This is a genomic window from Pseudomonas sp. 31-12 (assembly GCF_003151075.1).
In the GTDB taxonomy this organism is placed as follows: domain Bacteria; phylum Pseudomonadota; class Gammaproteobacteria; order Pseudomonadales; family Pseudomonadaceae; genus Aquipseudomonas.
On record NZ_CP029482.1, the window covers coordinates 6,409,706 to 6,430,434 of the forward strand.

Below are 20,729 nucleotides of genomic sequence, written 5' to 3' on the forward strand. Positions count from 1 at the left end.
GCCAATGCGCCATCATTTAACCATCACGTACATTTGCCGACTAACGGTCGCTTCTACAGCCCCCTGAAACCGGGAAAGATGGCCTTTTAACAGGATTTTGACGCCATCCGTTTGTCATTTACGCATTAACAAATTGAACTTCTACGCTTATAAGGACTGCCCCCAAGGCGCGTGCCAGAGCTTCTGGCACGCGCGTGCAGTAAAAAATTCGTGGAAGCTTTTGTCTATGATCGATCTCGCAACCTGGAACCTCAGCGTTCCTGTCGGCAATCCGCCGTACACCGTCGACACGCCAAAACTGGTGAACGGCTTCAAGGATCAATACTTCCACTCCGACACCGGCACCCTGTTTTTCTGGTCACCGGTCACCGGTTCCAAAACTGAAAATGCAAAATACCCCCGCACCGAACTCCGCGAAACCTACAGCAACGGCACCCTGAAAAACTGGCTCTACCCGGACGCCGACAACTCCCTGCGCGCCACCCTCGCGGTCAACCAGGTACCGAGCACAGGCAAAATCGTCATCGGCCAGATCCACGCCTATGAAAGCCAGAAACCCATGGTGAAGCTCGAGTATCAGTACAAGACCAGCACACAGTCGGGCAACATCGTCGCCAAGGTACGCATGCGCCCGGATGACGACGATGGTCGGGTCATCACCATCGCCACCGGGGTGAAACTTGACCGGGAGTTTTCCTACCTCATCCACCTGAGCCCGGGCGGCGCGCTGGGCATCAGTGCGGCGGGTTATCAGTGGGACACCGACATCAGCAAGACCTGGCGCGACAAGCCGCTGTACTTCAAGGCCGGGGTCTATGTGCAAGACCACACCGGGTACACCAGCGAAGGCGGGAAAGTGACGTTCAGCAAGCTGGATATTGATCACGATAAGTAAACCCCGCAGCCCGCAATCCCTGTAGCAGCTGCCGAGCAGCGCGAAGCTGCGTCCGACTGCAAAGCAGTCGTAAAACCACCTGACGCGTTTTTTCAGGAGAAAGCGGTTGCCCGGATTGCCACCGGACGCAGGCTCGACAGCTGCTACAAACCAATCATCTGAGCGTCCGAAAAACTCGTAGGACGCCTCCGACCGTGGCGAGGGAGCTTGCTCCCGCAGGACGGCGAAGCATCCGCACACCCTGCCACCCCATTCCCCCAGATCCACCGTACCGCCCCAGTTGCGCCGGATGCGCCGCCGAACGGGAGCAGGCTCCCTCGCCACAGGGACCGCGCAACGGTCCTACACCCCGGGGTTCCAGCTATCAAAGTCGCCGCCTATAGATCGCCCCGTCGCTGACAGCAGTCGGCGATAGGGCTTCGCAACCCTACCGAGTTAGACCACAAAAACCGTCAAAATACGAAACGGGCAGCATTTGCCCGTACTCATCTTTTATGGTGCCTATGCGCGGGAAACCTTTAGGGTTTACCGGGTCTTGACCGCTCGGTCTGCGAACCAACGGATAGTTGCCATCCAATTTGTTTCGCAACAAACGATGGATAATTCTTTCTTATAGTTAAGAATTTTCCAAGTTTAATCACCTACCGCCCCGCCACTTTACCCTATGTATCACTTCGCCACCGATCACCCCGTCTTGTCCGTCGTTTAGCCGCTAAATAAATGCCTTCAGGCTGCCCCATATTTTATTTTCTAAAAATGGAAACCTTTCTCTAATGCGACAACTTCGCCCGGGATGTCGCGAACCGCAATAAGAAAAGCACCAAACATAACTAAAGCGTCTAAAAAACTGTTACTTCTTACAGTTTCGCTTTATTCCACCGCCTGATTAACTACTCCTCACACAACTAAAAATTATTCGAGAAAAACATGACAACTTTAACCGTCTACTTCTGCGGCACCAGTTCCAGCAAATTTGATAACAACAATGCAAATTACTGGAACGGGGAGCTTATCTCTACGCTTGCTCAAAACAATCTGGGCAAGGAATTTGCCGAGTGGATCGTGATCAACGGTCCAGGAAGTGGCAACTTGCAAGATGATGAACTTTTTACAAAACCGGCCGGTTATTATAAGTGGAATGGAACATTATTTGGTGCGGGGTGGGAGGAAAATGTAAAACATGCAACGCATATTATGAAGGGTAAATTCGACTGGCAGCGAGAAACTTTAACTCAAGAAAACTACCAACAACTTCAGAATGCAGGTATCCCAATAAACGAAGTCACAACCGAAGGTTGCTGGTTCTGGCGAAAGTACGACTATGGTAGTCGCCATGTCACACAACAACAACTGCAAGAACAAATTATCAAAACATTCCGCAGAGACGGAATAATTCCTACTCAAGTCAATCTTGTTGGCTGGAGCCGTGGCGGAATCAGTTGTCATATGCTGGCCAACGACATGCTTAACGATAGCGAACTTCGGGATATACCAGTAAACATACTTGCTATTGATCCCGTTCCGGGACTTTTATATTCAAAAGATAAAAAGGTAGAAATCGGTAGCAACGTCAAAAAATATGTAGCCTTCTATGCTAGGGACGAACGATCAAGGGGATTTGACTGCGTCGTTCCGAAAACGTGTGCATACACCGAGATCTACATTTATCCAATGGCCGGGCGCCATGCGACGTTGGTAGGTAATGCGTCAGTTACCGGTGCACACGGAGATAAAGTACTCCCGGAACCAGGTGAAATAATCCGCCATTACGCTGAAACTTGTTTAAGCCGCTGGGGTGTGCCTATGCAAAAAAAACTCAATTTAACAATCGCAGAACTTGATGAAAAATTAACAAAAATAAAAAACGACTTCGGAAAATATACCGTCATGCGCAGCACAACATATCCTACCGGCAGTAACGAAACTTCGGGAGAACGTACCATATCATCAGGTAGCGAAACTACCAATTTTACAGCAATGAGCGGCGACCGATTTACACCGAATAAGGGACTTTCCGTTGGACATATCTTGACCAGTGAATATTTTTGCGACATCGCTTATTAAAGTACACGTGCAATCACCTAAACAATATTGAAAATATTATTTATTCAAGCACAAGAAATTCAGGATAGCTAACCTATCATTAGCCAAGAGAAGGAACTTCATAATGTCCGATCAACCAGTGAACCTCATCACTCCCGCTCCCATTCTTACCCCCGACGAGATTGCGTATATTAAAAAATACGTCTGGCGGGCGAGTGGACTCAGCGCAAACCTTGAACAAATGAATGATTTTTGGGGAGATGAGAGAACGCCTATAAACTATGAAGAAACTACCACTCTTTACAGCGACGGCATAGTCCGCTTTATCAATAAGGTTGTGAAGCACGCAAAAGAGTGGCCAATTATAGAAACCGACTTAAAAGGTTATTGTTCAACAGCGTCACAAAACTACCAAATCTTCGAGACACAGGTTCTTTCAATAGTGGACACGATCGAAAACCTGTCAGGATACATTGATTACTCCCGTACTCTTCAACAACAAATTGATGCATCACTGGAAAATCCGTCTTCATCTTATTGTCCTTTATGCAATGAAGATCTTGCCAGGCTCTCAGATATTAAGCTTAATATCGACAGTACAAAACCCCACCTCGAAGAACTGGAGAAAGGCAGCAAAGATATTGGCGCAAGCATCATGTCATTTAAAACATCTCTAATGAACATTGTTCAAACAGGTAATGATAGCTATGTGAACTTGGATACAGCGACAGAGATGGCCGAAAAATTGAATTTCATACCGATGGAACAATACCAACGAGTATTTTTCAACACCTACATGAGCATTATACTTGGCCTAGTGCTAAAGGTGATAAAGGAGGCTTCCGGTCAGCCGGTAGAAAACATTGAAGCTGCCGTGACCGCACAGTTGCACCCTAATCATGTAAAAGAATACGACGATACACTTAACGACTTGCCCGTTGACAGTAGAGCCCCGGTAATTGCATTAATAACGCAAACAAAAAAAGGACAAGTCTTATTCCGACAGTTAGAAAGCATGCATGACTGGCTGAAATTGTTTGACAAGCCTTTGACCGATGCCAATAAAGGCGTCGGACAAGTTCGGACCCTCTGGACGAATACAGCTGTAGAACTGGACCGTATTAACGCTAGGGTTACACAAGTGACGCAGTACTCGGATCTGCAGAGTGTTGTGAAATCCCTGAAGTCAGCACTGAAGACTTGGCAAGAAACCGATAAAAACCTACGAACTTTAAATGAACTACTAGAACGAGTTTACCAATAGATCCCTCCATCACTGCTTTATAGAATATTCCGCTATTAATTCTTAACGACAGCAAAAAAAAGACAAACCGCTACTGGCGTCGTTTGCCGACACCAACAGCCGAGTTGACTTTGAGCAGATCAACTTTCGTATTGTTCAATAGGACCATTTCAAAACCCACACACAAACCTTTGTAATGCCCCATACAGCGTTCAAAACACCAACCCATTAAAGGAAACTTATCATGACATACAGCGAGAACTATCCTATTCCCGTAGTAACCGAAAATGATGTATTTGTCATTGAACGCTATGCCAGGAGCGGCAAGGCTATTCCTACAACAGAAGCCGGAGTGCAAGCCAAGTACAAGGACGCAAAGCCAGAATGGTTAAAAGACATAACGGCAAACTTTTGTATAATCAACACACACGCTAATTCTTGGGAGAGTGTTCAATCAAACATGATTGAGGTTGCGGCTCTTCTAGTGGGCTTTGCAAAAGACCTTCGCGAATACGGGGATGAAGCCGTCAATATTATTAAAGCCATGGACGGTTATAAGACGCACAAAATTGCAGACTTGACACCAGACCAGCTTGATCAATTTCCTAGTATATCGCTGGATAACGGCGATCAAGAAAACATCCGCGGATTAGATAAAACAGTGGGCTATATAAAAAATTCAATTGCAGAAAAACGAGGCCGTAGCGTCACCATACTAAACGAACTTAGAACTTTTCAAAGAACGATCAGCGAAACAATTAAACCATGGGTCGGGTCAATGATAACCAGTTCGAACCCTGACAAGTTGGACGAAGAAATTTCAGATTTAACAACCCGACTCCTAAAACTCAAAGATGATAAGACAGCCGCTGCCGGGCTCAAAAAATACTCGCAAGATGATACAACACATAAACCTCATATGTTGTACGAATGGGCCCACGGCAAGAAAAGCATCTCAGATGACCCTACAGTGAGGGCGCTGGCCAAACAGATAGAAGATAGTATCGCCCTACTCAGCCAAGACAAAAAATTTAAGGGTTTTCTTCAAATTCTCCACACCAGCATGATTTCGTTATATGACGTAGTCACGCCTGCCATCACCGCTGTCATTCAACTTCAAAGTCATTGGACAGCGACCGAAAAACTTGTTTCTCACTCATCCGATCAATTCACGAGCTACAAACTGTTAGGCCAATTTGTTAACAGAATGGAGGAGATGTTAGGTGATTGGCGTACTGTTGAGCAAAACTCTTCGGCGCTACAAGAAGCGTTTAGAATTCAGTAATAAGTTTCTTCCCCACCCCCCGATTGAGAATTTTAAGAATGAGCATTGTCAACCTTGTAAAACCGAATCTTCTGGCAACAAAAGACTGCCGAGACTATATCAGCTACTATGCAAACATAAAGCTTAGCAATATTGCAAACGAAACATTAAAGAGTGATCTCCTAGCCGTTGCAAAATATCAAACAGGTGTAGACCAGAGCGTCAATGACATCGTACGCAGCAGCATTGATTTAATGAATTCGGATGACATCCAAAATGTACTGAATGATTATGACTTAGCTCCAGAATATAAAAACGATCTTAAAACCATTATTGAGCAGAGAAAAAAAGATTTTCTTGCATTACGCAACACTCTTCAGAAGAAGACATATAACCTTGATACAATGAGCTACACAAGCAACCAATATAGATTGGACGAGTTAAGACTGACACTTAAAAACTTACAAGACGTTGCTATAAAAGATAAATCTACGCCTCACTATGATCAACTTCTAACGGCAAGATATGAACTTGACGTATCAATTGACGCGATTCAAAATCAGAGTACATTAGATAAACTAGCGCCTATATTGAACCAAGTGATCAAGACAGCCCAGGATGTTCTGGACAAACCAGCTGATTTCAAAAAGAAGTTAATCGACCAAGGATTGACTATTGCGGCAAGTGCATTAAAATTGTACCAAGAACAAGTCCGCTTAGAAAATATGATATCCGCTCGTAGCAATATCATTGGCCAACTTAATAATCGCGAACTACGCGCCGATGATATTGATCGCCAAATCAAAGCCTGCGTTAATGAAATCAATGATATAAAAGAATACGAATCTATCCCAACTATAAAAAAACAATACGTTGATGAGGCCAATAAAATACTCACTTCTTTTGACTCATTCATTGCTGTTGTATTTTCAAATGAAGACCCGAAAGAAAGTGCAAGTAGTTTCTTAATGTACGCTCCTGCATTTCATGCATATACAGATACTCTCTTCCGGGAATGGCTCCGCGGTTAAATAGAGGGGCGATCATATTGATCGCCCCTTACCCAACCAGTTTTACCACTTTCCTATCATTGCAGTCGTAGCCTGCACACAGCCCGTTGCTTTACCCGTCGCGTCCAATGAGATCTGCTTGATCTTCGAAGCGCTACCCCAGCGCCGAAAGCTTCGTAACGAGGGATACTCACGTCACGCATCGCACTAACGGACACGCAGAAGAATTCGAGTGGATCGAATTTTTTCGGGTTTTGCACCGGTAGATGCCAAACGCAGGTCAGTTGATATTGACCTTACGCACGCTATGCTTGAGGACTTCGCAAATCTCTTCAACCGGGACACCGTAGGTTTCTTTGATGTCGAGCTGACCGATGAAGTTCGCAGCGCTAATCAGAGGCACCAACACCTTGGGCTGCACTCCCGAAACACCCGACTCGAAGCAGTGTCTACGAGAATTGCGAGAACGCCTTGCGAGACGTCCGCCGAAAACGAGAAAAGCCCTGCAAGCGTAAACCTGCAGGGCTTCTCGGTCAGGTGACCATCTCATTAAACCCGCCTCTCGGCGGGTTTTTATGCGGTTCAAACACTAAAGACTTAATTAACCTTAGCGTTCAACTCACCCTTCAAATACCGCTGATACATCCCTTCCAACGAGATCGGTTTGATCTTCGAAGCATTACCGGCAGTACCGAAAGCCTCATAACGAGCAATACAAACATCACGCATCGCCGTCACAGTCGCGCCGAAGAACTTACGCGGATCGAACTCGCTCGGGTTGGTGGCCATCAGGCGACGCATTGCACCGGTGGACGCCAGACGCAGGTCAGTATCGATGTTGACCTTACGCACGCCGTGCTTGATGCCTTCGACGATTTCTTCAACCGGCACGCCGTAGGTTTCTTTGATGTCGCCGCCGTACTGGTTGATGATCGCCAGCCAGTCTTGTGGAACCGAAGACGAACCGTGCATCACCAGGTGGGTGTTCGGGATGCGCTTGTGGATTTCTTTGATGCGGTCGATGGCCAGCACGTCGCCGGTAGGCGGCTTGGTGAACTTGTACGCGCCGTGGCTGGTGCCGATGGCGATGGCCAGGGCGTCGACCTGGGTGCGTTTGACGAAGTCAGCGGCTTCTTCCGGGTCGGTCAGCATTTGGCTGTGATCCAGAACACCTTCGGCGCCGATGCCGTCTTCTTCACCGGCCATGCCGGTTTCCAGCGAACCCAGGCAGCCCAGCTCGCCTTCTACCGAAACGCCGCAGGCGTGAGCCATGGCCACGGTTTGTTGGGTGACGCGCACGTTGTAGTCGTAGTCGGTCGGGGTCTTGCCGTCTTCGCCCAGGGAACCGTCCATCATCACCGAGCTGAAGCCCAGTTGGATGGAACGCTGGCAGACGTCAGGGCTGGTGCCGTGGTCCTGGTGCATGCACACCGGGATGTGCGGGAATTCTTCGATTGCCGCCAGGATCAGGTGACGCAGGAACGGTGCGCCGGCGTATTTGCGAGCACCGGCCGAAGCCTGGACGATCACCGGGGAGTCAGTCTTGTCAGCGGCTTCCATGATGGCGCGCATCTGCTCAAGGTTGTTGACGTTGAAGGCTGGAACGCCGTAGCCGAACTCGGCTGCGTGGTCCAGCATCTGGCGCATGCTGATAAGTGCCATTGTGTGTGTCTCTCCCGGTTTGGGTCGTTAATCGTGCCAGCCTGCCGGAGCGGCGGCGGCTATTCAAGTTATTGCAGATCGGGGGTTGGCCCGGGCTGCGAATTCGGTACAACATAAATCCTGAGTGTGACGAAGAACCTGTGGCGAGCGAGCTTGCTCGCGTTCGGCTGCGAAGCAGTCGTAAACCGGCCGACGCGGTCTTTCTCAAACACGGTGTCGACTGGCTTTAGGAGCGCTTCGCACTCCAGCGGGAGCAAGCTCCCTCGCCACAAAAGTCCTGCAATCGGCTCCTACTGCGCTTTACAACCGCGGCCAATCAAATCATTGGTGGCGACCCAGTAAACCAGGCCTTCCTCACCTTTTACGTGAAACGCCAGCATGTCGTTGCTGTACAGCGAACCTTCGGCGCCCGGCTCAAGCTTCAAGCGGTATATCTGATCGGCCCCGCCGAGGCGCACGTCGACTTCCTTGCGGCTGTCGTCGGTGTAGCGCCAGAGCACTTTGGCCTGGCTGTCGCAGGTCCAGGTGGTCCAGTTGTCCGTCGATTCGGCAGGCGTGAACAGGTTGAAACTGGAGCAACCGGCCAGCAATGCCAACGCCGTAACGGCGATAAAACCTTTCATCCATGTTCCTCGGCTGACGGCGCACGCCGCCAGCCCTGAGTAAAGTGTCTGACCCGTCAAGGGCAACCATGTTCCTTGGCCGGGGTCTGGGTCTCGTATTTCTCCAGGCCATCGGGTCCGGAGCGCTTGTTGATCACCGGGTTGGTTTCCGCTTGCCAGTCGGCCTGGTAGCAGCCTTTTTCCACCGACTGCGGCGCAGGTTCCGGCTTGGCTTTTGGGTTACTCCCGCAAGCCACCAGCATACCCGCCGCGATCAACAGCGCTAACGGCTTGACCATGGGAACACTCCTTTGCGTGGTCAAATGGGCGACCTCAGGCCTTGGCCCGGCTTTCCAGGACTTCAACGGCTGGCAACACCTTGCCTTCCACGAACTCGAGGAACGCACCGCCACCGGTAGAAATGTAGGAGATCTGATCGGCCACGCCATATTTATCAATGGCCGCCAGGGTGTCGCCCCCGCCAGCGATCGAGAACGCCGAGCTTTCCGCGATGGCCTGGGCCAGGACTTTGGTGCCGTTACCGAACTGGTCGAATTCGAACACGCCAACAGGGCCGTTCCACAGGATGGTCTTGGACGACTTCAGCAGCTCGGCGAAATTCGCTGCAGTCTGCGGGCCGATATCCAGGATCATGTCGTCGGCGACCACGTCAGCAATCAGCTTGACGGTAGCGGTCGCGCTTTCAGCGAATTCCTTGGCAACCACAACGTCGACTGGCAGCGGCACGCTGACTTTGGCGGCGATTTCGCGCGCGGTATCCAGCAGGTCCGGCTCGTACAGGGACTTGCCGACCGGGTGACCGGCAGCAGCCAGGAAGGTGTTGGCAATGCCGCCGCCGACAATCAGTTGGTTGCAGATCTGGCTCAGGCTGTTCAGTACGTCGAGCTTGGTCGAGACCTTGGAGCCGGCAACGATCGCAGCCATTGGCTGAGCCGGGGCGCCCAGGGCTTTGCCCAGTGCGTCCAGTTCAGCAGCCAGCAGCGGGCCAGCCGCGGCGACTTTGGCAAACTTGGCCACGCCATGAGTCGAACCCTCGGCACGGTGAGCGGTGCCGAAGGCGTCCATCACGAACACATCGCACAGGGCGGCGTATTGCTGGGCCAGTTCGTCAGCGTTCTTTTTCTCGCCTTTGTTGAAGCGCACGTTTTCGAACAGCACGATGTCGCCGGCTTTCACGTCGACGCCGCCCAGGTAATCGGCGACCAGCGGCACTTCACGGCCCAGGGCCTTGCTCAGGTAATCAGCGACAGGCTTGAGGCTGTTCTCGGCCGAGAACTCGCCTTCGGTCGGACGGCCAAGGTGCGAGCAGACCATCACGGCCGCGCCTTTTTCCAGGGCCAGCTTGATGGTCGGCAGCGAAGCCAGGATACGCGCATCGCTGGTGACAACACCGTCCTTGACTGGGACGTTGAGGTCTTCGCGGATCAGTACGCGCTTACCTTGCAGATCGAGGTCGGTCATCTTCAACACGGTCATGGGTCGCATTTCCTACTGTTTTGGAGAGGCTGCTGTTTGCAGATAGTGTTCCGCAACGTCCAGCATTCGGTTGGCAAAACCCCATTCGTTGTCGAACCAGGCCAGGATGTTCACCAGCCGCGGGCCGGAAACTCGGGTCTGACTGGCATCGACGATGGCCGAATGTGGGTCATGGTTGAAATCACAGCTTGCATGGGGGAGCTCGGTGTAGGCCAGAAGGCCTTTGAGCGGGCCGCTGGTGGCGGCCTCGCGCAGGATCCGGTTGACCTCGGTGGCGTCGGTGTCGCTGACGGTCTGCATCGTAATGTCGAGGCAAGACACGTTAACCGTCGGCACTCGCACGGCTTTGGCCTGAATTCGCCCGGCAAGTTCCGGCAGCAGGCGTTCGATGCCACGCGCCAGACCAGTGGACACCGGAATCACCGACTGGAACGCCGAACGCGTGCGGCGCAGGTCTTCGTGATGATAGGCGTCGATGACCGGCTGATCGTTCATCGCCGAGTGAATGGTGGTGATCGACACGTATTCCAGACCAATGGCCTGATCCAGCAGGCGCAACAGCGGCACGCCGCAGTTGGTGGTGCAGGACGCGTTAGACACCAGCAGCTCATCACCGGTCAGGCAATCCTGGTTCACGCCGTAGACGATGGTGGCGTCGACATCCGCCTCGCTGGCCATCGGCTGGGAAAACAGCACACGCGGTGCGCCGGCGTCGAGGAAGCGCTGGCCATCAGCACGCGTGTGGTAAGCGCCGGAGCACTCCAGCACCAGATCGACGCCCAGCGACGCCCAATCGATGCCTTCGGGGGTGGCACTGCGCAGGACCTTCACGCAGTCGCCATTAATATGCAGACAATCGCCGTCGACCTTCACTTCGCCGGGAAAACGCCCGTGAGTGGAGTCGAAGCGTGTCAGGTATTCGATGCTGGCCATGTCCGCCAGATCGTTGATCGCGACAATTTCAAACCCGGCCTTTTCGCCTCGCTCAAACAACGCACGCAAGACGCAACGACCAATCCGGCCGTAGCCGTTGAGTGCAACTTTGTAAGGACGCGGTTGAGGCATGGGGTTCTCGATTACCGTGGTGAATCTGTCATTGCAGTGTTGCCTGACCGACCGCTATCGCGGGCAAGCCCGCTCCCACATGGGCGGTGTAAATCCCTGTGGGAGCGGGCTTGCCCGCGATAGCGTCAGTCCAGACGACACATTTTCTGGATCAGTCTTCCAGCAGCTCTTCAGCCTGACCCAGGATGTTTTCCAGGGTGAAGCCGAACTCTTCGAACAAGGCCGGCGCAGGTGCCGACTCGCCGTAGGTGGTCATGCCGATCACGCGACCTTCCAGGCCCACGTACTTGTACCAGTAGTCCGCGTGGGCGGCTTCGATGGCGATACGGGCACTGACTTGCAACGGCAGGACCGCTTGCTTGTAGCCGGCGTCCTGGGCATCGAACACGCTGGTGCACGGCATTGAAACGACGCGAACCTTGCGACCTTGTTCGGTGAGCTTGTCGTAAGCCTGAACCGCAAGGCCGACTTCGGAACCGGTGGAGATCAGGATGAGCTCAGGCTCGCCCGCGCAATCCTTCAACACGTAACCGCCACGGGCGATGTCGGCGATCTGCAGTGCGCTGCGTTCCTGATGCTGCAGGTTCTGACGCGAGAAGATCAGCGCCGAAGGGCCGTCCTTGCGCTCGATGGCTGCTTTCCAGCAAACGGCCGATTCAACGGCATCGGCTGGACGCCAGGTGTCGAGGTTCGGCGTGCTGCGCAGGCTGGTCAGTTGCTCGATCGGCTGGTGAGTCGGGCCGTCTTCGCCCAGACCGATGGAGTCGTGGGTGTAGACGAACACCACGCGTTTCTTCATCAGCGAAGCCATGCGTACTGCGTTGCGAGCGTATTCCATGAACATCAGGAAGGTCGCGCCGTAAGGCACCAGACCGCCATGCAAGGCCACCCCGTTCATGATTGCGCTCATGCCGAATTCGCGAACGCCGTAGTACATGTAGTTGCCACTGGCGTCTTCAGCCGAAACGCCTTTGCAACCTTTCCACAGGGTCAGGTTGGAACCGGCCAGGTCAGCGGAGCCGCCGAGCAGTTCAGGCAACAGCGGGCCGTAGGCATTCAATGCGTTCTGGCTGGCTTTACGGCTGGCGATGGTTTCGCCCTTGGCCGCAACTTCAGCGATATAAGCCGAAGCTTTTTCGGCGAAGTCTTCCGGCAGGTCGCCGCCCAGACGACGGACCAGTTCGTTGGCCAACTCAGGGAAAGCCGCGGAGTAGGCAGCGAAACGCTGGTCCCACTCGGCTTCGGCCGCGCGGCCGGCTTCCTTGGCGTCCCACTCGGCATAGATGTCGGCCGGGATTTCGAACGGACCGTGGTTCCATTTCAGCGCAGCACGGGTCAGCGCGATTTCCGCGTCACCCAATGGAGCACCGTGGCAGTCTTCTTTGCCTTGCTTGTTCGGCGAACCGAAACCGATGGTGGTCTTGCAGCAGATCAGGGTCGGTTGCTCGCTTTTGCGTGCAGTCTCGATCGCGATCTTGATTTCTTCCGGGTCGTGACCGTCGACGTTGCGGATCACCTGCCAGTTGTAGGCTTCGAAACGCTTAGGGGTGTCATCGGTGAACCAGCCTTCGACTTCGCCGTCGATGGAGATGCCGTTGTCATCGTAGAAAGCGATCAGCTTGCCCAGACCCAAAGTACCGGCCAGGGAGCCGACTTCGTGGGAAATGCCTTCCATCATGCAGCCATCACCCAGGAACACGTAGGTGTGGTGGTCGACAACGTTGTGGCCAGGACGGTTGAACTGCGCCGCCAGGACTTTTTCAGCCAGGGCGAAACCAACCGCGTTGGCCAGGCCTTGGCCCAGTGGACCAGTGGTGGTTTCAACGCCCGGGGTGTAGCCGAATTCCGGGTGACCCGGGGTGCGGCTGTGCAGCTGGCGGAAGTTTTTCAGGTCATCGATCGACAGGTCGTAGCCGGTCAGGTGCAGCAGCGAGTAGATCAACATCGAGCCGTGACCGTTGGACAGCACGAAGCGGTCACGGTCGGCGAACGATGGATTGCTCGGGTTGTGCTTCAGGTAGTCACGCCAAAGTACTTCGGCGATATCCGCCATACCCATCGGGGCACCGGGATGGCCGCTGTTGGCTTTTTGCACGGCATCCATGCTGAGGGCACGAATGGCGTTGGCACGCTCACGACGGCTGGGCATCGCTGTTCTCCTGCGGGTTCTGTATCGAGAGTGAATAAAACGAAACGGAAAAAAGGCGAGCATTTTCCCTCACCGACCCGCCTCGGGGCAATGACAGATAGTCATCTGAAGGCGTTTTTCCAATGGTTAACAGCGGTTTCGACTGATGAAACCTTTCTGCAGTTCGTTTGTTGACTGAACCTAACGTCTGTAAGTGCCATCTATCGACCAATATCAAAACTTTTTGATATTGCCCTTGCGATGATTTCTACCCGTCACTAGACTGCTGGCCTTATGAATTTACGCGTGCCTTCCATTCGACATGACGATTGCGATGAGCTGGCGGCCCTGTGCAAGGCCGGCGGCGATCCTCTGCGGCTGAATGTATTGCGCGCACTGGCCAACGATTCGTTTGGCGTACTGGAACTGGCGCAGATTTTCGGGATTGGTCAATCCGGCATGAGTCACCACCTCAAGGTCTTGGCCCAGGCCGACCTGGTGGCGACCCGCCGTGAAGGCAACGCGATTTTCTACCGTCGCGCCCTGCCCCACACCGACCTGCTGGGCGGCAAGCTGCACGCCGCCTTGCTCGAAGAAGTGGACAACCTGACCCTGCCGGACGATGTGCAGTCGCGGATTGCTCAGGTCCATGGGCAACGAGCGGCGGCCAGCCAGGACTTTTTCTCCCGGGTGGCGGAGAAGTTTCGCGCCCAGCAAGACTTGATCGCCGGCCTACCGCAATACCGCGAAAGCGTGGTGACGTTGCTCGACAAGCTGAGTTTCAGTGACGACGCGACGGCCATCGAAGTCGGCCCCGGCGACGGTGAATTCCTGCCGGAACTGGCGCGCCGCTTCACCCAGGTGACGGCGCTGGACAACAGCCCGGCGATGCTCGAACTGGCGCGTCAGGTCTGCGAACGTGAAACGCTGGCTAACGTCAGCCTGCAACTGGCCGATGCATTGAATGGCGTCAGCCTTCAGGCCGATTGCGTTGTACTGAACATGGTGCTGCACCATTTCGCCGCGCCGGCCGAAGCGCTCAAGCACATGGCCGATTTGCTGCAACCGGGCGGTAGCCTGCTCGTGACAGAGTTATGTAGCCACAACCAGAGTTGGGCCAGGGAGGCCTGCGGTGATCTGTGGTTGGGGTTTGAACAGGACGATTTGGCCCGTTGGGCCACCGCTGCGGGACTCGTTCCCGGGGAAAGCCTCTATGTAGGCTTACGTAATGGTTTCCAGATCCAGGTCCGCCATTTTCAGCGACCGGCTGGCGACACTCACCATCGGTAAATTCAGGAAAAAATCGAGATGAGCGAATACTCCCTCTTCACCTCCGAGTCCGTGTCCGAAGGGCATCCGGACAAAATCGCCGACCAGATTTCCGATGCGGTGCTGGACGCCATCATTGCTGAAGACAAGTTCGCCCGTGTGGCGTGCGAGACGCTGGTCAAGACCGGCGTGGCAATCATTGCAGGTGAAGTCACCACGTCGGCCTGGGTCGACCTGGAAGAAATCGTGCGTAACGTCATTCTGGACATCGGCTACAACAGCTCCGATGTCGGCTTCGACGGTGCCACTTGCGGCGTGATGAACATCATCGGCAAGCAATCCCCTGACATCAACCAGGGTGTCGACCGTGCCAAGCCTGAAGACCAGGGCGCCGGCGACCAGGGCCTGATGTTCGGCTACGCCAGCAACGAAACCGACGTGCTGATGCCAGCACCGATCACCTTCTCGCACCAGCTTGTGCAAAGGCAAGCCGAAGCCCGTAAATCCGGCCTGCTGCCTTGGCTGCGCCCGGACGCCAAGTCCCAAGTGACTTGCCGTTACGAAGGCGGCAAGGTGGTCGGTATCGACGCTGTTGTTCTGTCGACCCAGCACAACCCGGAAGTGTCGTACAAAGACCTGCGCGAAGGCGTGATGGAGCTGATCGTCAAGCACGTACTGCCTGCCGAACTGCTGACCAAAGACACCCAGTTCCACATCAACCCGACTGGCCAGTTCATCATCGGTGGCCCGGTAGGTGACTGCGGCCTGACTGGTCGCAAGATCATCGTCGACAGCTACGGCGGCATGGCCCGTCACGGCGGCGGCGCGTTCTCCGGTAAGGATCCATCGAAGGTTGACCGTTCGGCTGCCTACGCCGGTCGTTACGTGGCCAAGAACATCGTTGCCGCCGGCCTGGCCGAACGTTGCGAAATTCAGGTTTCCTACGCGATCGGTGTTGCCCAGCCTACGTCGATCTCGTTGAACACCTTCGGCACCGGCAAGATCAGCGACGACAAGATCGTCAAACTGGTTCGCGAAATTTTCGACCTGCGTCCATACGCGATCACCACCATGCTCGACCTGCTGCACCCGATGTACCAGGAAACCGCTGCGTATGGCCACTTCGGTCGTACCCCGGCAACCAAGACTGTGGGCGAAGACACCTTCACCACGTTCACCTGGGAAAAGACCGACCGCGCCGACGATCTGCGTACTGCAGCCGGCCTGTAAGACTTTCCTGGCGGTACCAAAAGCTCCGCACGGTTCGCCGTGCGGGGCTTTTTATTGCGCGCAATTCGATAGAACGCAGCCTCGTTTCACTCGACAGCGGCTACAAAAATATCTGTAGGAGCTGTCGAGTGAAACGAGGCTGCGATCTTTTGATCTTTATATCGAAACACACCGAAAAACATCGCTGCTGCCGACGCCCGAAAGCTGACTAACCTTGAAAGCATTCCCCCTGAGCAAGGACGCTCACGATGCTTCTGCGCCTGTTTTCCGCTTTGTTCCTGACCCTGTTTTGCCTGAGCTCAACGGCCAACGACTGCCCCGACTGGTCACCCGCCCGCGCCCTGGACGAAATTACCGCCCTGCAACAACAAATCGATTTCTGGGACGACCACTATCACCGCAACGGACGCTCACTGGTCGCCGACGAAATCTATGATCAGTCCCGCGCACGATTGAGCGAATGGCGTGAATGTTTTGATTTGAGCCTGGCGCCCGACCCCTTGCGCACGGCGGGCGGCAAGATTGCCCACCCCATCGCCCACACGGGCCTGGAAAAACTGCGAGATGGGCCGGCGGTCGAGCATTGGCTACGCAAGCGCGATGACATCTGGATACAGCCCAAGGTCGACGGCGTGGCCGTGACGTTGATCTATCGCAACGGCTCGCTGCATCAGGCGATCAGTCGGGGTGATGGCTTGAACGGTCAGGACTGGACCGCATCGGCCCGACTGATTGAAGCCATCCCCCGACAACTGCCGCAACCCCTGAATTTGCTGGTGCAAGGCGAACTCTATTGGCGCCTGACCGACCATGTGCAAGCCAAGGCAGGCAGCCTCAATGCCCGCTCCACGGTGGCCGGGTTGATGGCTCGCAAGGAGCTGAACGCCGAACAGGCCCGTGGGATCGGGTTGTTTGTCTGGGACTGGCCACAAGGTCCGGCAAGCCTGCCGGCCCGCGTGGCGGCGCTCGGTGAAATGGGTTTTCCGAGCACGGCGCCTTACAGTCAGCCGATCAAGGGATTCGCCGACGCGCAACGATGGCGCGATCACTGGTACCGCACGCCCCTGCCCTTCGCCAGTGATGGCGTCGTTTTGCGCCAGAGTCAGCGTCCATCCGCCGAACGCTGGCAGGCGCGGCCGCCTTTCTGGAGCGCTGCCTGGAAGTACCCCTTCGCCCAGGCACTGGCCGAAGTGCGCAAGGTCCATTTCAAGATTGGGCGCACGGGCCGGATTACGCCGGTGCTGGATCTAACACCAGTGAAGCTCGATGACCGACAGATCAAGCGAGTGAGCGTCAGCTCCCTGCAACGCTGGGAGGCGCTGGATATCCACCCCGGGGATCAGGTGTCCATCAGCCTGGCGGGCCTGACCATTCCAAGGCTCGATGGCGTCGTGCTGCGCAGTACCGAACGCACTGAATTGAACGTGCCATCGGCAGCAGACTTTCATCAATTGAGTTGCTGGCAACCAACACCAGGCTGCGAGAGCCAATTCCTCGCACGCCTGGCCTGGCTCAGCAGCAAACAGGGACTGGCTTTGCCTCATCTCGGCCCTGGCACCTGGGAGAAACTTTTCGAAACAGGCCGCCTCAACAGCCTGCTGGATTGGTTGACCCTCGATGCTCAAGAGCTTGCTAACATTGATGGCTTCGGCAAACGCAGCGCGGCTCGCCTTTTAAACAGTTTCAACAGCGCCCGGCAACGTCCGTTCGCTCGCTGGCTCAAAGCCTTGGGGTTGCCACCCACCGGCCAGGCACGGCTTGCCGATTCATGGCAGGAACTGGCGAATCGAAACACCGAACAATGGCAGGCAGAAGCCGGTATCGGCCCGGGACGCGCGGCGCAGTTGAACGCCTTTTTTCGCGACCCGCACGTCCTGGCACTGAGTCAAACATTACGCATGGCCGGGATTGACGGCTTTTAAACGCCGAGACACCTGGCAGCCCGGGAACCCAAAGGTGGCGACGGGCTCAAACGCCCATCGCCACATCGACCCGATTGCCTTTGCACATGGAGCTTTTATGAAATTTCTTTCACCGCTCGCCTTGCTGACCCTTTGCAGCGTGATGGCCGCTCCCCTGATGGCCGCCGAAGAAGCCCCGGAACTGACCGGCTGTGCCGCGAAGAAACAGGGGATCATCAATCAGATCGAACTGGCCAAATCCCACGGCAACGCCGAACAGCAGGCCGGCCTCGAAACGGCCCTGAGCGAAGTCACCGCCCATTGCACCGACGCCTCGCTGAAGAAGGAACGGGAAAACAAGGTGCTCGACGCCAAGCATGAAGTCAGCAAGCGTCAGGCCGACCTGGACAAAGCCATGAAGAAAGGCGACCCGGAGAAGATCAACAAACGCAAAGACAAACTCGCCGAGTCTCGCAAGGAATTGCAGGACGCACTCGATGAGCTGGATAAATAAGCCATTACAGAATCGTGCGGCTTGCCTGTGGCGAGGGAGCTTGCTCCCTCGCCACAGTTGCGCAGCAGGTCTCCCCAGATCACACCCGAGAATCAATGATCCCGAAATTCTTTATGGCAGGCACTGCAGGCATCTTCGACTTTCTGTACCGCCGGCCCCAGGTTACTGGCCTTGTAAGGTTGAACCTTGCTGGCAATCACCAATTCACCGGTGGCGGCTTCAAGGGTGCGGGCCATTTCCTGGAAGCGTGTCTGCTGCTGCCACACATTGTCCTTGGCGCTGGTGTGATCTTCTTCGCGCACCTGCGGGAAATGTTTCCACGGCTCACGGGACAACGTGTCGAGCTTCACGGCGCCTGCCTCGAATTTCGGACCGTCGAAGGGAATACGACCACGCAACATGCCGCCCAAGTCTTCGCCGGTCTTGAGCATCTGTTTGAAGATCGCCTTGCGTTGGCCCAGTGGCGAACTCGGGTCGACACCACCGCAAGCAGACAACGTCAGGCAGGCCAGCAATACAACAGAAAGTCTTTTAAGAGTCATGTTGGCTTCAGGTCACGGGAAACGGCGGCCAGTATCCTCGTGTCATCGGCAAAGACCAATAGCCCTATTATCAATACAGGTTGTTTGAGCGCATGGAGCACTCAGGCAACCGGCAAAGGAATTACTCCATGAACAGCCGTTTCAAGGCATGGCGTCACCACCTCGCGTGGACTCTTCCAATGGTGGCCGTGCTCGCTGGCTGCACCGGCGGCGACAAAAGCACGCCTAAAACCCACGCACTGGCGACTTACTCCAGCGCCACTTGGGAAGCACTGCCGGCCGTGTCCGACAACGACCTCGTCGCCGGTTTCGGCTCGTGGCGCAGCGCCTGCACCCGACTCAAGGCCGACCCGGTCTGGGGTGCGACCTGTGCGGCTTCAGCTAATGTGCCGCAAACCGCCAACGACATCCGCGGCTTCCTCAAGCAGAACCTCGACGTCTACGGCCTGCGCGCCGCCAATGACAACCCCAACGGTTTGATCACCGGCTATTACGAGCCGGTCTACCCCGGCAGCCTGACTCAGACCGAAGTGGCAAACATTCCGGTGTACGGCGTGCCCGAGGACATGATCATCGTCTCCCTGGACAGCATCTACCCCGAGCTAAAAGGCAAACGCCTGCGCGGCCGCCTCGAAGGTCGCGTGCTCAAGCCTTACGACGATGCGGCAACGATTGAGACCAATGGGGTGAAGGCGCCAGTGGTTGCCTGGCTGACCGACCCGATGAACCTGCAATTCCTGCAAATCCAGGGTTCGGGTCGCATCCAGCTCGACGATGGTCGTCAGTTGCGCATTGCATATGCCGATCAGAACGGCCATCCGTACCGGCCAATCGGGCGCTGGCTGGTGGAGCAAGGCGAGCTGAAGAAAGAAGACGTGACCATGGGCGCCATCAGCACATGGGCCAAGGCCAATCCGTCGCGCATTCCGGAACTACTGGGCAGCAACCCGAGTTATGTGTTCTTCACCCGCAACCCGGACAGCAACGAAGGGCCTCGCGGCTCGCTGAACGTTCCGCTGACCGCCGGTTACAGCGCGGCAGTGGACCGCAAGGTGATACCGCTGGGCAGTCTGTTGTGGCTGTCCACCACCAAACCGGACGGCACCGCACTGGTACGGCCCGTGGCAGCGCAAGACACCGGCGGCGCGATTGCCGGCGAAGTGCGTGCGGACCTGTTCTGGGGCACCGGCGAGGCCGCCGGGCAATTGGCCGGGGACATGAAACAGCAGGGGCAGATCTGGATGCTGTGGCCTAAAGGCGCGGCGTTGCCGCAAGTGCCGCAGGTGGCTGATGCGGTGAAGGCGAATCCTTAAGTTCTACGGTGGCTGATGCATAGCCTTCGCGAGCAAGCCCGCTCCCACATTTAATACAGGTCGCACACCAATCAAATGTGCACTGAAGATCAAATGTGGGAGCGGGCTTGCTCGTGAAGGGGCCGGCACAATCACCGAAGAATTTTCAGACCGACACCACAAAGAAACTGACAATCAACCCCATCCCCACAAACCACACCAGCGACCGCAAAATCGCCCAGTCTGCCAGGTAGCAAATGATGTACAGCAGCCGACTGGTGATAAACAGCACCGCCAGCACGTTGACCGTCACCAGCTGCGCCGTACCCACCAGATGCGCCACAATCACCGCCGCCGCGAACGCCGGGGTCACTTCAAAACTGTTCAGTTGCGCCGCATACGCGCGTCTACCCAAACCATTCAGCGAATCAAGAAAGTCCCGGGGGTCATGGTTGTCTTGCAGCCCAAACCTGCCACTGACCTTGGCAATGCCCGTGCAGATATAAGGCAGGAAGATCGCGATCAAAACGCACCACAGAGCAACCGTCATAAAGCAGTCCTTTCTTCAGTTT

General features: G+C 55.1%; 18 protein-coding genes and 1 pseudogene. 10 read left to right on the plus strand and 9 right to left on the minus strand.

Going from position 1 to position 20,729, the window contains the following annotated elements:
* The first annotated feature begins 226 nt into the window (after positions 1 to 226).
* From DJ564_RS30335 to DJ564_RS30355, 5 genes are all read left to right on the plus strand, one after another.
* A complete protein-coding gene (locus DJ564_RS30335; protein ID WP_109635497.1) occupies positions 227 to 895 on the plus strand; it encodes a polysaccharide lyase family 7 protein in 669 nt (222 codons plus the stop codon).
* 927 nt (positions 896 to 1,822) lie between these two features.
* Positions 1,823 to 2,959 (plus strand): hypothetical protein, encoded by a 1,137-nt coding sequence (locus DJ564_RS30340; protein WP_109635499.1) that lies wholly within the window; start codon positions 1,823 to 1,825, stop codon positions 2,957 to 2,959.
* Positions 2,960 to 3,062: 103 nt separating this feature from the next.
* The gene (locus DJ564_RS30345) at positions 3,063 to 4,202 is read left to right on the plus strand and encodes a hypothetical protein (protein WP_109635500.1); all 1,140 of its coding nucleotides are present in this window, start codon (positions 3,063 to 3,065) and stop codon (positions 4,200 to 4,202) included.
* A gap of 223 nt (positions 4,203 to 4,425) precedes the next feature.
* Complete coding sequence (locus DJ564_RS30350) at positions 4,426 to 5,466, plus strand: hypothetical protein (RefSeq protein WP_109635502.1); 1,041 nt, start codon at positions 4,426 to 4,428, stop codon at positions 5,464 to 5,466.
* Between the two features lie 38 nt (positions 5,467 to 5,504).
* The gene (locus DJ564_RS30355) at positions 5,505 to 6,476 is read left to right on the plus strand and encodes a hypothetical protein (protein ID WP_109635504.1); all 972 of its coding nucleotides are present in this window, start codon (positions 5,505 to 5,507) and stop codon (positions 6,474 to 6,476) included.
* 42 nt (positions 6,477 to 6,518) lie between these two features.
* Here the strand turns inward: DJ564_RS30355 and DJ564_RS32280 are convergent.
* The 7 genes and pseudogenes from DJ564_RS32280 to tkt all read right to left on the minus strand — a co-directional run.
* A pseudogene (locus DJ564_RS32280) lies at positions 6,519 to 6,819 on the minus strand (class II fructose-bisphosphate aldolase); the annotation flags it as partial.
* Between the two features lie 233 nt (positions 6,820 to 7,052).
* Positions 7,053 to 8,117 (minus strand): class II fructose-bisphosphate aldolase, encoded by a 1,065-nt coding sequence (gene fba, locus DJ564_RS30365; RefSeq protein ID WP_109635505.1) that lies wholly within the window; start codon positions 8,115 to 8,117, stop codon positions 7,053 to 7,055.
* A 290-nt stretch (positions 8,118 to 8,407) separates the two neighbouring features.
* Positions 8,408 to 8,740: an MliC family protein gene (locus DJ564_RS30370; RefSeq protein ID WP_109635507.1), complete on the minus strand. Its 333-nt coding sequence runs from the start codon at positions 8,738 to 8,740 to the stop codon at positions 8,408 to 8,410.
* Between the two features lie 56 nt (positions 8,741 to 8,796).
* Positions 8,797 to 9,018 (minus strand): hypothetical protein, encoded by a 222-nt coding sequence (locus tag DJ564_RS30375; RefSeq protein ID WP_010466937.1) that lies wholly within the window; start codon positions 9,016 to 9,018, stop codon positions 8,797 to 8,799.
* Between the two features lie 34 nt (positions 9,019 to 9,052).
* Complete coding sequence (locus tag DJ564_RS30380) at positions 9,053 to 10,216, minus strand: phosphoglycerate kinase (RefSeq protein ID WP_109635509.1); 1,164 nt, start codon at positions 10,214 to 10,216, stop codon at positions 9,053 to 9,055.
* Positions 10,217 to 10,228: 12 nt separating this feature from the next.
* The gene (gene epd / locus DJ564_RS30385) at positions 10,229 to 11,281 is read right to left on the minus strand and encodes an erythrose-4-phosphate dehydrogenase (protein ID WP_109635511.1); all 1,053 of its coding nucleotides are present in this window, start codon (positions 11,279 to 11,281) and stop codon (positions 10,229 to 10,231) included.
* A gap of 151 nt (positions 11,282 to 11,432) precedes the next feature.
* Positions 11,433 to 13,430 (minus strand): transketolase, encoded by a 1,998-nt coding sequence (gene tkt, locus DJ564_RS30390; protein WP_109635512.1) that lies wholly within the window; start codon positions 13,428 to 13,430, stop codon positions 11,433 to 11,435.
* A 273-nt stretch (positions 13,431 to 13,703) separates the two neighbouring features.
* Between tkt and DJ564_RS30395 the strand changes: the two genes are divergently transcribed.
* From DJ564_RS30395 to DJ564_RS30410, 4 genes are all read left to right on the plus strand, one after another.
* A complete protein-coding gene (locus tag DJ564_RS30395) occupies positions 13,704 to 14,699 on the plus strand; it encodes a metalloregulator ArsR/SmtB family transcription factor (protein ID WP_109635514.1) in 996 nt (331 codons plus the stop codon).
* An 18-nt stretch (positions 14,700 to 14,717) separates the two neighbouring features.
* Entirely contained in the window at positions 14,718 to 15,908 is a 1,191-nt protein-coding gene (metK, locus tag DJ564_RS30400) for a methionine adenosyltransferase (protein ID WP_010466931.1), read from the plus strand.
* A gap of 248 nt (positions 15,909 to 16,156) precedes the next feature.
* The gene (ligB, locus tag DJ564_RS30405; protein ID WP_109635516.1) at positions 16,157 to 17,830 is read left to right on the plus strand and encodes an NAD-dependent DNA ligase LigB; all 1,674 of its coding nucleotides are present in this window, start codon (positions 16,157 to 16,159) and stop codon (positions 17,828 to 17,830) included.
* A 97-nt stretch (positions 17,831 to 17,927) separates the two neighbouring features.
* On the plus strand, positions 17,928 to 18,323 hold the full coding sequence (locus DJ564_RS30410; RefSeq protein WP_109635517.1) for a DUF1090 domain-containing protein: 396 nt from the start codon (positions 17,928 to 17,930) through the stop codon (positions 18,321 to 18,323).
* Between the two features lie 92 nt (positions 18,324 to 18,415).
* Here the strand turns inward: DJ564_RS30410 and DJ564_RS30415 are convergent, their stop codons facing one another.
* Complete coding sequence (locus DJ564_RS30415) at positions 18,416 to 18,865, minus strand: cytochrome c (RefSeq protein ID WP_109635519.1); 450 nt, start codon at positions 18,863 to 18,865, stop codon at positions 18,416 to 18,418.
* A 128-nt stretch (positions 18,866 to 18,993) separates the two neighbouring features.
* Here DJ564_RS30415 and DJ564_RS30420 point away from each other — a divergent pair, with 128 nt between their 5' ends.
* Positions 18,994 to 20,178, plus strand: coding sequence for a murein transglycosylase A (locus DJ564_RS30420; protein WP_109635520.1), 1,185 nt, complete (start codon positions 18,994 to 18,996; stop codon positions 20,176 to 20,178).
* Between the two features lie 145 nt (positions 20,179 to 20,323).
* Here the strand turns inward: DJ564_RS30420 and DJ564_RS30425 are convergent, their stop codons facing one another.
* Positions 20,324 to 20,707: an MAPEG family protein gene (locus tag DJ564_RS30425; protein WP_109635522.1), complete on the minus strand. Its 384-nt coding sequence runs from the start codon at positions 20,705 to 20,707 to the stop codon at positions 20,324 to 20,326.
* Between the last annotated feature and the right edge of the window lie 22 nt (positions 20,708 to 20,729).